The sequence below is a fragment of the Kosakonia sp. 1610 genome, from assembly GCF_050435845.1.
GTDB classification, from domain to species: Bacteria; Pseudomonadota; Gammaproteobacteria; order Enterobacterales; family Enterobacteriaceae; genus Kosakonia; species Kosakonia cowanii.
Genome location: NZ_JBNDKZ010000009.1, coordinates 121,612 through 134,651, shown reverse-complemented (window position 1 = coordinate 134,651; position 13,040 = coordinate 121,612). Strand labels below are relative to the sequence as shown.

Annotated in this window: 13 protein-coding genes and 1 rRNA gene; 1 reads left to right on the top strand and 13 read right to left on the bottom strand. The window is 54.4% G+C overall.

Annotated features, from left to right (window positions below; genetic code table 11):
- Window positions 1-83 (top strand): 5S ribosomal RNA (gene rrf, locus ABIC80_RS20355); the annotation flags it as partial.
- A 118-nt stretch (window positions 84-201) separates the two neighbouring features.
- Here the strand turns inward: rrf and ABIC80_RS20350 are convergent.
- The 13 genes from ABIC80_RS20350 to ABIC80_RS20290 all read right to left on the bottom strand — a co-directional run bounded on the left by ABIC80_RS20350 (window position 202) and on the right by ABIC80_RS20290 (window position 13,022).
- Window positions 202-960 carry an amino acid ABC transporter ATP-binding protein gene (locus ABIC80_RS20350; protein WP_139569581.1) on the bottom strand — a complete coding sequence of 253 codons (759 nt, stop codon included), beginning with the start codon at window positions 958-960 and terminating at the stop codon, window positions 202-204.
- 8 nt (window positions 961-968) lie between these two features.
- The gene (locus tag ABIC80_RS20345; RefSeq protein ID WP_429178415.1) at window positions 969-2,015 is read right to left on the bottom strand and encodes an amino acid ABC transporter permease; all 1,047 of its coding nucleotides are present in this window, start codon (window positions 2,013-2,015) and stop codon (window positions 969-971) included.
- Between the two features lie 66 nt (window positions 2,016-2,081).
- Window positions 2,082-3,263: an amino acid ABC transporter permease gene (locus tag ABIC80_RS20340; RefSeq protein ID WP_429178410.1), complete on the bottom strand. Its 1,182-nt coding sequence runs from the start codon at window positions 3,261-3,263 to the stop codon at window positions 2,082-2,084.
- A gap of 73 nt (window positions 3,264-3,336) precedes the next feature.
- A complete protein-coding gene (locus ABIC80_RS20335) occupies window positions 3,337-4,362 on the bottom strand; it encodes an amino acid ABC transporter substrate-binding protein (RefSeq protein WP_429178409.1) in 1,026 nt (341 codons plus the stop codon).
- Window positions 4,363-4,835: 473 nt separating this feature from the next.
- A complete protein-coding gene (locus ABIC80_RS20330) occupies window positions 4,836-5,057 on the bottom strand; it encodes a lipoprotein (RefSeq protein WP_023480815.1) in 222 nt (73 codons plus the stop codon).
- 335 nt (window positions 5,058-5,392) lie between these two features.
- The gene (locus tag ABIC80_RS20325; protein WP_429178408.1) at window positions 5,393-7,480 is read right to left on the bottom strand and encodes a putative bifunctional diguanylate cyclase/phosphodiesterase; all 2,088 of its coding nucleotides are present in this window, start codon (window positions 7,478-7,480) and stop codon (window positions 5,393-5,395) included.
- Window positions 7,481-7,645: 165 nt separating this feature from the next.
- Window positions 7,646-7,807, bottom strand: coding sequence for a DUF2556 family protein (locus tag ABIC80_RS20320; RefSeq protein WP_042713125.1), 162 nt, complete (start codon window positions 7,805-7,807; stop codon window positions 7,646-7,648).
- A gap of 160 nt (window positions 7,808-7,967) precedes the next feature.
- Complete coding sequence (gene fis / locus ABIC80_RS20315) at window positions 7,968-8,264, bottom strand: DNA-binding transcriptional regulator Fis (RefSeq protein WP_000462905.1); 297 nt, start codon at window positions 8,262-8,264, stop codon at window positions 7,968-7,970.
- Window positions 8,265-8,289: 25 nt separating this feature from the next.
- Window positions 8,290-9,255: a tRNA dihydrouridine synthase DusB gene (dusB, locus tag ABIC80_RS20310; protein ID WP_034813628.1), complete on the bottom strand. Its 966-nt coding sequence runs from the start codon at window positions 9,253-9,255 to the stop codon at window positions 8,290-8,292.
- Window positions 9,256-9,565: 310 nt separating this feature from the next.
- Window positions 9,566-10,303, bottom strand: coding sequence for a carbonic anhydrase (locus ABIC80_RS20305; protein WP_429178407.1), 738 nt, complete (start codon window positions 10,301-10,303; stop codon window positions 9,566-9,568).
- Window positions 10,304-10,445: 142 nt separating this feature from the next.
- A complete protein-coding gene (gene prmA / locus ABIC80_RS20300; protein ID WP_429178406.1) occupies window positions 10,446-11,327 on the bottom strand; it encodes a 50S ribosomal protein L11 methyltransferase in 882 nt (293 codons plus the stop codon).
- 11 nt (window positions 11,328-11,338) lie between these two features.
- On the bottom strand, window positions 11,339-12,790 hold the full coding sequence (panF, locus tag ABIC80_RS20295; protein ID WP_312202927.1) for a sodium/pantothenate symporter: 1,452 nt from the start codon (window positions 12,788-12,790) through the stop codon (window positions 11,339-11,341).
- Window positions 12,780-13,022, bottom strand: a complete 243-nt coding sequence (locus tag ABIC80_RS20290; protein WP_200134807.1) for a YhdT family protein — start codon at window positions 13,020-13,022, stop codon at window positions 12,780-12,782. The genes panF and ABIC80_RS20290 overlap by 11 nt, the downstream gene beginning before the upstream one ends.
- Between the last annotated feature and the right edge of the window lie 18 nt (window positions 13,023-13,040).

The following is a 13,040-nucleotide window of genomic DNA, read 5'->3' as shown; positions in this document are numbered from 1 at the left end:
CCCATGCCGAACTCAGAAGTGAAACGCCGTAGCGCCGATGGTAGTGTGGGGTCTCCCCATGCGAGAGTAGGGAACTGCCAGGCATCAAACAAAGCAGAAGGCCTCGTCGAAAGACGGGGCCTTTTGTCATTCTGGATCCCGCTAAACCCGACGATAAAAAAGGCCACCCATTGGGTAGCCTTAACAGAAAGCATGCGGCATTCAGTGAATAACCTGCGATAAAAACGCCCGCGTACGCTCTGATTTTGGCTGAGAAAAGAACTCATCGGGTGCTGCTTGCTCTACGATCTCACCGCGATCCATAAAGATCACCCGGTCCGCCACGGTGCGGGCAAAGCCCATCTCATGGGTCACGCACAGCATCGTCATACCCGACTGCGCAAGCCCAATCATGGTATCAAGTACCTCCTTCACCATTTCCGGATCCAGCGCCGAGGTCGGCTCATCGAAAAGCATGATTTTCGGCTTCATACAGAGCGAGCGCGCGATCGCGACGCGCTGCTGCTGACCACCCGAAATCTGCCCCGGAAACTTATGCGCATGCTCGGCAATTCGTACCCGCTCCAGATAGTGCATCGCCAGCGCTTCCGCCTCTTTCTTCGGCATTTTGCGCACCCAAATTGGTGCCAGCGTACAGTTCTGCAAAACCGTCAGATGGGGGAACAGATTGAAGTGCTGAAAAACCATCCCCACTTCCTGGCGAATCTTCTCGATATTGCGAATATCCTCATTCAGCTCAATACCGTCGACCACAATACGCCCCTGCTGATGCTCTTCAAGGTGATTGATACAGCGAATGGTGGTCGATTTTCCTGACCCCGACGGGCCACAAAGTACAATCCTTTCCCCTTGCTTCACATGCAAATTAATATCTTTCAACACATGGAATTGCCCATACCACTTATTCACATTTTCGAGCGTGATCATCGCGTCGCCAGATTGCATTGTTGTATTACTCATCATCATCCTCAGTGCGGTGTACGCCCGGTGTTAAAGCGCTTCTCCAGATGCTGGCTATAGCGCGACATGCTGAAACAGAAAACCCAATAGACTAACGCAGCAAACACATAGCCTTCCGTCGACATCCCAAGCCAGGCGGGATCGACCGTCGCTTGCTGCACGCTGCTAAAGAGATCAAACAGGCCGATGATGATCACCAGGCTCGTATCTTTAAACAGCGCGATAATGGTGTTCACCAGACCCGGGATCACCAGCTTTAACGCCTGCGGCAGGATCACCAGCCCCTGCGTCTTCCAGTAGCCCAGCGCCAGCGACTCGGCCGCTTCATACTGCCCCTTCGGCAGCGCCTGCAAACCGCCGCGAACCACTTCTGCCACATAGGCGGACTGGAACAGGATCACCCCGACCAGCGCACGGATCAGCTTATCGATGGTGGTGCCTTCAGCCATAAACAGCGGCAGCATCACCGACGACATAAACAGCACGGTAATCAGCGGCACGCCGCGCCAGAACTCAATAAACATCACCGACAATATCCGCACTACTGGCATCGTTGAGCGGCGGCCCAGCGCCAGTAATATCCCCAGCGGCAGGGCACCGGCAATACCGACCGAGGCGATAATCAGCGTCAGCGTCAGTCCGCCCCACTGGCGGGTCTCAACGCGCTCCAGGCCAAGAAAGCCGCCAAACATCAGCCACCACACAACCAGGGGGTAGAACACCGCCCAGCAGGCAATGTAGCGTCCGCGTCGTGGCATCCCCTTCCAGAACATCGGCAGGATAGAGAGCAGGCCAATAATCAGCGCCAGGTTGATACGCCAGCGCTGATCGTGTGGGTAGAGCCCATACATAAACTGGCCGAAGCGTTGATGGATAAACACCCAGCAGGCGCCCGCTTTGGTGCAGTCCGCGCGAGTCGAGCCGACCCAGTTCGCCTGAAACAGCGCCCACTGCAGCAACGGCGGGATAAGCTCCCACATCATCCACAGACAAAAGAGTGTCAGCAGCGAGTTTGACCAGCTTGAAAAGAGATTTTTACGCACCCACAGCAGCATGCCGTTATTTCCCGATGGCAGCGGGCGCGTGGAGGGCGACACAATAGCTTTTGTCATTATTAATCCTCAGCGCTCAATCAGGGCAATACGGCGGTTATAGATATTCATCAGCAGCGAAATGGAGAGGCTGATGAGCAGATAGACCGACATGGTAATGGCAATGGTTTCAATCGCCTGGCCGGTCTGGTTCAGCACCGTACCGGCAAACAGCGACACCATATCGGGGTAGCCAATCGCCGCCGCCAGCGATGAGTTCTTTGCAATATTGAGATACTGGCTGGTCAACGGTGGAATGATCACCCGCAGCGCCTGGGGAATAATCACCTGTCGCAACGTGACCGGATGAGGCAGCCCAAGTGAGCGCGCTGCTTCATGCTGCCCGTACGGCACCGACTGGATGCCGGCGCGAATAATCTCAGCGATAAACGCCGAGGTATAAACCGAGAGCGCGATAGTCAGCGCCGCCAGCTCCGGGATCAACACCATGCCGCCGCGGAAGTTAAAACCGCGCAGCTGCGGAATTTCCCAATGCAGCGCCGCCCCGAACAGTGCATGCGCTATCAGCGGCAGCACAATAATCAGCCCCAGCGCAGCCGGCCAGGTTCGCCGCAGCTGGCCGGTTTTAATCTGGTGCTTTTTATTGAAGCGGAACAGACCAACAATGAGTGCCACCGCCAGCACCAGCGCACCGACAAAGGCAAGCATTCCTTCACCCATTTGCGGCGAGGGAATATAGAGGCCACGGTTGCTGAGAAAGACCAGCTCCATGGCATTTACCGCCTGGCGCGGACCGGGCAGGTTGCGCAGCACAGCAAAGTACCAGAAGAAGATCTGCAACAGCGGGGGAATATTGCGGAACGTCTCGATATAGATTGTCGACAGCTTTCGCAGCAGCCAGTTTTCAGACAGCCTTGCAAGACCAAGGAAAAAGCCCAGCAGTGAGGCAAAGACAATACAGAGCGCTGAGACCAGCAGCGTATTGAGTAAACCGACCAGGAAGACCCGTCCGTAGGTATCACCCTGCTCATAATCAATCAGATGCTGAACAATGCCAAAACCGGCCGCGCGGTCGAGGAAGGCGAAGCCGGAGGTAATACCCCGGTTGTTGAGGTTAGTCACCGCGTTATGGAGCAAATAGAGGGCAACAACAACCACGGCGATAATCGCCAGGATTTGAAACAGCCAGGCGCGAACCGCAGGGTTTGAAAGGGAGAGCGCGCCTTTCACGGTTGGGCGGCGATGGGGCATAGAGAAAACCTCAGTAACCATAATTCTGGACTGGGCGTCACCAAAGAGTGACGCCCGTTACGGCAGTAGCGGATTAACGCACCGGCGGAGCGTACTGAATCCCGCCGTTGTTCCAGAGGTTGTTCTGGCCACGTTTAATTTTCAGCGGGCTTTCAGAACCGACGTTACGTTCGAAGACTTCGGAGTAGTTACCGACCTTCTTAATAATGTTGTAAGCCCACTTGTTGTCGAGTTTAAGATCTTTGCCGAAGTCGCCCTCTTTGCCGAGCAGGTGCGCCATATCCGGCGTAGCGGGGTTAGCCACTTTCTCATCGACGTTCTTCGAGGTAATGCCCATCTCTTCGGCATTCAGCATGGCGAAGAGCGTCCAGCGCACGATGGCGAACCAGTCATCGTCACCGCGGCGTACCACCGGGCCGAGCGGCTCTTTAGAGATCACTTCCGGCAAGACGATCCACTCTGCCGGGTTGCTCAGCTTAATCCGCAGCGCATAGAGTTGAGACTGATCGGAAGCCAGCGTATCGCAGCGACCGGATTCCAGCGCCTTCGCCGACTCGTCAGAGCGGTCAAAGGTCACCGGGGTGTAGCTCATTTTGTTGGATTTAAAGTAATCCGCCACGTTCAGCTCGGTATCGGTCCCGGCCTGAATACAAACGGTTGCGCCATCAAGCTCTTTAGCGCTCTTCAGGCCCGCTTTGTTATGGGTCAGGAAGCCGATGCCGTCATAATAGGTCACGCCGGTAAAGGAGAGTCCCATACCGCCATCACGAGAAGAGGTCCAGGTGGTATTGCGCGAGAGCATATCCACTTCGCCTGATTGCAGCGCGGTAAAGCGCTCTTTCGCCGTCAGCGGGGTATATTTCACTTTGCTGTCGTCGCCAAACAGGGCGGCAGCAACGCCACGGCAGATATCCACATCGATACCGGTAAATTTCCCGTTTGCATCCGCATAAGAGAAACCGGGCAAACCATCACTGATCCCGCACTGAACAAACCCTTTCTTTTTGACAGCATTAAGCGTTGTACCTGCGTGCGCCTGGCTGGCGACAGCAAACAGCACGCCGGCAGCGGCCAGGCTGGCGATCATCATCTTTTTCATAATGCATCCTGTGTGGCGAAAATTATCGTTATATGGGGCGTCCGGGTAACGCCTGAACCTGTCTGTGGCGAAGGCCGCAGTGGATATAGCAAAGGTGATGCCAGGTTGGTGTATGCAGGGTATTTAAGGAATCAAACAGGTTTCAGGATGAGTGTAGACAGGAAAGGAGGGAAGCAATGCCCCAGGCTGGTGCAAAAATAGAACGCACTCCACAAAATGGAGCAAAAAAGCATCGTTAATTCGCTATTTCTGCCAGACAAGTTTCGCAGGTGAATATAAGCATTAAATACGATGGGGTTGATTTGTGAAAGTAATCGCGTAAGAGAAACAACAGCGTCGGAATGGCATGATGAAATATAAAAAAGTGATGCCTGTAACCGGAATTGATGCACGTTTTTGATAGCAAAAGTGGCGAAATGAAAATTTACTGCACCGTTATAAAGCAAAAGCGCGGAAAACCGCGCTTAAGAGAACTATTTGGTAAGGGCCACAATACCGAGCGTTAAGCCCGCCAGGGCTGCCGCGCCGCCGGCGATAGCGCCTGCTGTTTCCCAGTTATCCTGCGTGGTGCCTTTCACACAGGTGTTGGTATGCACCAGGCGGCCCTGATCGTCATAGACCGGTACGCAAGGTGAGTCGTGTGCACAGCCCGCGAGGAAGGTTGCCAGCAGGGCGACGGAGATCATTTTTTTCATTGTAATTACCTCTATGTAACCGCGACTCTTGATATCAACAGTCGCAATATCTGGTCAGTATCTATTGCTTGATTTTATCATTCAGCAAAACAGATTCATCGTGGCAATAATGTCCAGATATGTACTTTGTAAACTTGATGAAGTTAGAAAAGGTATTTAACTGAAATCGTGCAGAAATTATGGAGGCGAGATAAATAAAAGTGAGATTCAGAAAAAAGGAAGATAAAAGCGGGTGTTAAAAAACGCAAACAGCGCTTAAGGGCATGAGAATAATCTAATTTGTCACTGACGTAAAATAAAAGCGCCCGCAGACGCTTTTATTTAATCCTTAAAATTCACTTTACCGTTTCGGCAGGGGCGAGGTTTTTCCCCTGAGCAGTAATCGTTTCTGCACTCACCGGTTTCCCCAGGAGATAACCTTGCAGAGTATTACAGCCCAGCTCGGTGAGAAATGCCTGCTGCTCCGCCGTCTCTACGCCTTCAGCCACCACTTTGAGGTTTAGCGTTCTGGCTAACGCGACAATCGCAGAGACAATCGTGGCGTCTTCGCCCTCCTGGCCCAGCTCGCGCACAAACGCGCGATCGATCTTCAGTTCGCACGCTGGCAGACGCTTAAGGTAAAGCAGGCTCGAATAACCGGTCCCGAAGTCATCAATTGACGCCTTCACGCCCGCGTCGCTCAGCTCGGTCAGCACCCGCACGCTCTCATCGGGGTTACTCATTGCCGTCGTTTCAGTGACTTCCAGAATCAGCTGCTCAGGCGGAACATTATGTCTGCTCAGCGTGCCCAGAATGGTTTCTACCAGCGCGCTGTGCTCGAACTGTAACGTTGAAAGGTTAACGGCTATTGTCCACTCCGTGTGCCCCTGCTGACGCCATTCGCTGAGCTGGCGGCAAGCCTCGTCGATTACCCAGTCACCGAGCGGAACAATCAGGCCAGTTTTCTCCGCCAGCGGTAAAAAGAGATCCGGGCTCAGCACACCCTGATGGGGATGATGCCAGCGCAACAGCGCCTCAAACCCGACAACCGGCCCGGAAGGCGCCTGGAATTTAGGTTGGTAAACGAGGCGGAACTCTTTACGCTCCAGCGCCATCCACAAATCATTCAGCAGCTGTAACTGGGTTTGCGCCAGCCGGTTCATTGAGGGCTGGAAAAAGTGATAGCCGTTACGGCCCATATGCTTGGTGTGATACATCGCCGCATCGGCGTTGAACATCAACTCGCGCTCATTTTTGCCATCGTCAGGATAGAGCGCAATACCGATACTGAGGGTCACCATCACATCATAGGGATCAATAGTAAAAGGGCGATCGACAGCGCGGATAAGCGAACTGGCGATCGTCGCGGCATCGTCCGGCGCGGCAATCTCTGCCAGCAGCACAAATTCGTCGCCACCAATGCGCGCCAGCGTATATTGCCCCTGCAGTTGCTGCGTGAGCCGTTCGGTTACCGCCACCAGTAACTTATCGCCGACATCATGTCCCCACGCGTCGTTGACCGTTTTAAAGCCGTCGAGATCCATAAACATTAACGCAAACGCGCTCTCTTCACGGCGCGCTTTATTGATCGCCTGCTCGATGCGATCTTCCAGCAGGACGCGGTTTGGCAGACGCGTTAAGGTGTCGTGCAGCGCCAGCCTCGCCAGCTCGCGGTTTGCTGCCGCAAGCGACGTGGCCAGCAGCGACGTCCGCGCCTGTAAACGGGCGTCGAACATCGAGACCAGTAAGGTAATGCCGAGCACGGAAAAGGCCATCATGCTGACCAGCACGGCAAGCCAGTTGTTATTGAAGCCGTGATGCACCATTGCAATGTGATGATGCTGGAAGGGGATCTGCGCCGCCATCATCCCGGTGTAGTGCATGCCGGTGATAGCCAGCCCCATTAAGATAGCTGCGCCAAAGCGCATAAGCGCAACTTGTGCCGCTTCGTGGCGCAGGCGGAAGGTGAGCCATAACGCAGCGAAAGAGGCCGCCAGGGCAATCACTATCGAGAGGGCGATCCACCCTTTATGCCAGACAATCGGCGGGGAAACCTGTAGCGCCGCCATACCGGTGTAATGCATCGCGGCAATGCCAAGCCCCATTACGACAGAGCCAGGAATAAGCCGACGCAAATGCAGCTTTGGCGCACTAACCAGCCACAGCGCAAACAGCGAGGAGCCAATGGCGATCGCCATCGATAAGCCGGTGAGAACGGGCTCGTAGCGCATGTTCATCGACATATTCATCGCCAGCATGCCGATAAAGTGCATCGCCCAGATGCCGATGCCCATCGCCACGCCGCCGCCGCTCAGCCATACCCAGGATGAGGCACCGCTGCTGGTGGAGACGCGTCCGGCCATGTTCAGGGCGGTATAAGAGGCCAAAATGGCTACAACAAACGAAACAACAACAAGGATATAGTCGTATTGGCTAACCAGCATGATGTCATCAACTCATTCACTAAGGGCGTTACGTATTGCTACGGTCGTAGAGGCGAAAAGGGCTGAGACATTATCACTGTCTGGGGAGGGCTCAAAACGATTTAAATCCCTGCGTAAATCAGGGCGATCGCTGCATTTTTACCAAATATCGCAGCAAGCAATCACTTAGAGAGAATCGCAGTTAACCAGTTTGAGTGGATTGACGGAATTCATATTGCGGCATTTATTAATGTCAGTGATCAGATACTCAATCCACTGCATGATTAAGCCATCCAGCGCAAAGATCGAGAGAGCGAAAACCAGCAGCCACCCATATTTGCGAATCATTCCGTCTCTCCCTTTTTTGCAACCATTTGCGGAAAATATACACGATTTTGCGCTGAGGTAATGCCGATGAAAGCGCGCTTTTTAGCGTCATTTCAGGCAATAAAAAAGGCGCTTACCCATGCCGGTCAGCGCCTTTTTATCAATACCACTCACTGACGAATCAGTTCATGCCGTATTTTTTCAGTTTTTTACGCAGCGTACCGCGGTTGATGCCCATCATCAGCGCCGCGCGGGTCTGATTACCACGGGTGTATTGCATCACCATGTCCAACAGTGGCTGTTCTACTTCAGCCAGTACCAGCTCATAGAGGTCATTAACATCCTGACCGTTCAGTTGAGCAAAATAGTTCTTCAGTGCCTGTTTTACCGAGTCACGGAGCGGTTTTTGGGTTACCTGATCCTGAGAGTTAACGGTAGAAACGGTCAGTACGTCAGAATTTACGCGTTGTTCGAACATAGTTCTGTCAGCTCTTTATTTCTGTTTACGCAAAATTTTCGAAGTATGCCTCCAACGCCTCCAGCTGTTCGCTGGCATTCTCAATGGCGTTGAATGTGCGCCGAAACTGGTCATTCGGGGCGTGCTCCTGGAGATACCAGGAGACGTGTTTACGTGCAATTCGGTAACCTTTTGCCTGACCGTAAAAGTCATGCAGTTCCCGAACGTGCGCGCAAAGCAAGCGCTTAACCTCTGCCAGTGGCAGCGGAGCCAGCAGCTCCCCAGTGTCCAGATAGTGCTGGATTTCCCGAAAGATCCAGGGTCTTCCCTGAGCTGCGCGGCCTATCATCAGGGCATCCGCCCCCGTATAGTCGAGCACAGCTCTGGCTTTAAGCGGGTCAGTAATGTCGCCATTCGCGATAATCGGAATGGAAACTTTCTGCTTAACTGCCCGAATCGTGTCGTACTCAGCTTCTCCATTGAACAAACAGGCGCGGGTGCGTCCATGAATGGTCAGAGCCTGAATGCCACACTCTTCAGCCAGTTGGGCAATCTCTACGCAGTTACGGTGCTCAGGGGCCCAGCCTGTGCGAATCTTCAGGGTTACAGGAACATCCACTGCGCCAACCACCGCGGTGAGGATCGATTTCACCAAATCCGGGTGCTGCAACAGGGCGGAACCTGCAAGCTTGCGATTCACCTTTTTAGCCGGACAGCCCATATTGATATCAATAATTTGAGCGCCACTTTCCACGTTAATACGTGCGGCTTGGGCCATCTCTTCCGGGTCGCTACCCGCAATTTGCACGGTGCGAATACCGGGCTCATCAATGTGCACCATCCGCAGTCGTGATTTGTCGCTTTCCCAAACCTGCGGGTTAGACGACATCATCTCGGATACGGTTAAACCGGCTCCCATCTCGTAGCACAGCGTCCGGAAAGGTCTGTCAGTAATGCCAGCCATGGGCGCTGCGATCAGGCGATTTCTAAGCTGGTGGTGTCCGATGCGCATGAGTTAAGAAATGACCATACTGTGACTGCAAGGCGGCGTATATTACGCATTTTTTGCACGAGATGAAAGGCCAAACTTTGAGCAATCCACTGTTGTAGATCAAGGAATAGCCAGTCCTGGCGAGGCAAACAGGCATTACATCATAATTTTCATTGGGTTATAGCAAAGCTAAAATTTTTAGCTTGCTGATAAATTCACGAGATTTATCGTTTTTAATGGGGCAATAAGCAGCATAACTGCTGATTTTTAAGCCAAAAAAAAGCGGATTTTGCGAACCCGCTCTCATTTTTATGCTGGTATTTACAGGCTGCTACTCGACGACCAGCCGGCCATAAAGCTGCTGAGTAGGGCGGTTATTGGCATGTCCGAGCACAGATTTGAACGCGTCAAGCTGCTGGGGAGAGAGTGTCAGAGGCTGTTTCATTACCAGCCAGGTAACGCCTTCTGAACAGGGCGGTGTGGTCAGGGATCCGCTAAAGCGCCAGTAGGTCTTATCACGCGGCAGCAGCGCCGCCATATCGATGTGCTGCGCCGTTAGCGCTGTCGAGCCCCCGCGAGTGGGAAGATGCTGCCACAGCGTCGCCAGCTCACGGTTTGCTGCGCCCGTTTCAAACAGCACCGCGACAACGGTGATATCGCCCTTTGCAGAGGTATGAACCAGGTGCATCTCCAGCGGGGCATGCTTGCCATGCAGGGTATGCTCACTGGGGGCGTGAAAGTGGAACTGCTGGAGATGCGAGACAACTCCCGCCAGCTCTATGGTATTGAGGTTATCGATAAAGTTGGCTTGCAGCGTATGGCCGTTGTTTATCAGCAGCGCAGGGCTTTCGCGGTAATGGCTGCTAAACGGCGTGAGGTGAGCAGTGACGATATTATCGATATCAATTGGTGACTGGTTTTTACCACTCTGGCAGGTCTGAAACTCGTGACTTAATTCACCCCAGTGTTCCGGCGAGGTTGCGCCTTCATAACTCCAGTGAGCGGAGCAGGCAAATAGAGGAAACAGGCTTGCCACAGCGAAGGCTGTTTTTACTATACGAAGTGACATAGTATTCATCCAATGAATGTTTATAAATCAATGTCTTACCATCCGTTGATACAGCGGCGGCTCATTATAATCTTCACGGGAAATAAATCACTACAAACGGCAGGGAAATAAAAAGCGTGGCCGGGAGGCCACGCTGTGGGGACTATTTTTTCTGACCGGTGATCCGGCACCACTCCTCTTTTTCAACCACCGGATCGAGGTTGAACAGGTTGGTATAGGCTTCACAGACGCTCTCTGCCTGGCTGGCAAGGATGCCCGACAGCCCCAGCAGTCCGCCCGCAACGGGCAGAACGCTAATCAGCGGTGCCAGCTCGCGCAGCGGGCCGGCGAGGATATTCGCGACCACCACATCGGCTTTCATCTCTGCGGGCTGATCGTCCGGCAGATAGAGTTCAAGGCGGTCTGAGACGCCGTTGCGCTCGGCATTATCGCGGCTCGCCTGGATCGCCTGCGGATCGATATCGATCCCGATCGCTTTCGCCGCGCCCAGCTTCAGGGCAGCGATCGCCAGAATGCCGGAGCCGCAGCCAAAATCGATCACCGTTTTGCCGTTAAGATCGAGGCCGTCGAGCCACTGCAGGCAGAGCGACGTTGTCGGATGGGTGCCGGTGCCGAATGCCAGGCCGGGATCGAGCATCACGTTAACGGCGGTTTCATCCGGCACATCGCGCCAGCTCGGGCAGATCCACAGCCGCTCGCCAAAGCGCATCGGGTGGAAGTTATCCATCCATTCGCGCTCCCAGTCTTTATCTTCCAGCTGCTCAATTTTATGCGCGAAGCCTTCGCCCAGCAGCGGATGAGGGGCGAGTTGGGCAACTACGTCCGCCATCTCTGTTTCAGCATCGAACAGGCCGATCACATCGGTATCGCCCCACAGGCGGGTCTCGCCCGGCAGCGGCTCAAACACGGGCGTGTCGTGCGTGTCCTGGAAGGTAATGGAGACTGCGCCTGCTTCCATCAGAGCGTCGCTCAGATCTTCAGCATGCGCGCCGGTGGTGTTCAGTTTCAGTTGGATCCATGGCATGGCGTTACTCTTTATTGATTAGCAGAAAGGGAAGCAGCCTGCGGCACCGGGCGACCAAAACGGTTGCCGACCACAAAGGCTAACAAACTTAGCAGCAGCGAGGGCACAATCGGATGAAAGCCCAGGTACTGAATATTCAGGGTGGCGAGCACGGCATACAGCACGCCGCCGACAAGCATGGCGCTGAGCGCACCTGCGGCATTTGCGCGCTCCCAGTAAAGCCCCAGCACCAGCGGCCACAGGAATACGGCTTCAAGACCGCCGAACGCCAGCAGGTTCAGCCAGATGATCATCTCTGGCGGACGCCACGCTGCCAGCATCATCAGCACGCCGAGAATAAGGGTGGTTGCCGTCGAAATACGCTTCAGACTCGGCTCATGACGAATTTTAGTCGGCTGGGCGCTGAGCCACAGATCTTTAATGATGGTGGCAGAAGCCTGTAACAGATGAGCGTTGACGTTAGACATGATCGCCGCCATCGGCGCGGCGAGAAACAGCCCGGCCGCCCACGGTGGCAGCACTTCCACCATTAAGGTTGGGATCACCTGGTCCGGCACCGACAGATGCGGCAGCACCGCCCGGCCCAGCGCGCCCGCCAGGTGCATACCGAGCATCAATAGCGCAATCACAATGGTGCCGATAATAATGCCGCGATGCACCGATTTGCTGTCTTTATAAGAGATGCAGCGCACGGCGGTATGCGGCAGGCCAATCACGCCGAAGCAGACCAGCACCCAGAAGGAGGTCATAAAGGCCGGGGTGAGGATGTCGCTTGCGCCGTGCGGGCTGACCAGTTTCGGATCGATCTGCCGCAGGGTATCCACCGCATGATGCAGGCCGCCCGCCGCATGGATTACGCCCGCCAGCAGGACAAGTGTGCCGATCAGCATCACCATCCCCTGCATAGTGTCATTCAGTACGCTTGCACGAAAACCGCCAAAGGCGGTGTAGAGCGCAATGGTGATGCCGAAAATCAGCAGGCCTGATTCATACTTGATACCGGCTGCGGTCTCCAGCAGGCGTGCGCCGCCGATAAACTGCACCGCAATCGCCCCGACAAAGGCCACCAGTAAACTGATACTGGCAAGCCACACCACCGCCCGGCTCTGGTAGCGGGCCATCAACATATCGTTGAGGGTAATGGCGTTATAGCGGCGGGCAAGAATGGCGAATTTTTTGCCAAGGATACCGAGCGACAGCCAGATGGTCGGCACCTGAATCATCGCCAGCAGCACCCAGCCGAGGCCGAATTTATAGGCAGCGCCCGGGCCGCCGATAAAGGAGCTGGCGCTGACATAGGTCGCCGTCAGGGTCATCGCCAGCACAAACCCGCCCATCGAGCGGCTGCCGAGGAAATATTCGCTCAGAAAGGTGCCGCTGCTGCGCTGACGCATAGCATAGAAGGAGAGGCCGAAAACGATGAACAGGTAGATCACCAGCACGGCAATAATTTCAGTTTGCATCCTTATCCTCCAGCGGGATATCACGGAAGATAAAACGCACCATCGCCCAACAGAGCAGCACAAACACCAGCGGCGTTAACAGGCAGGCCATCTCAAACCAGTGGGGTAAACCGGTGATGCCCTGCGCTGAATCCGGTATGTAAGCACACACTAACCAGGCAGCAAGATAGAGAAGGGTCAGCCACAGCGCCCAGCGGGCCTCAATGTGTGCCTGAACAAAACGGTTGTCCATTTTATTCCCTTGTGGATG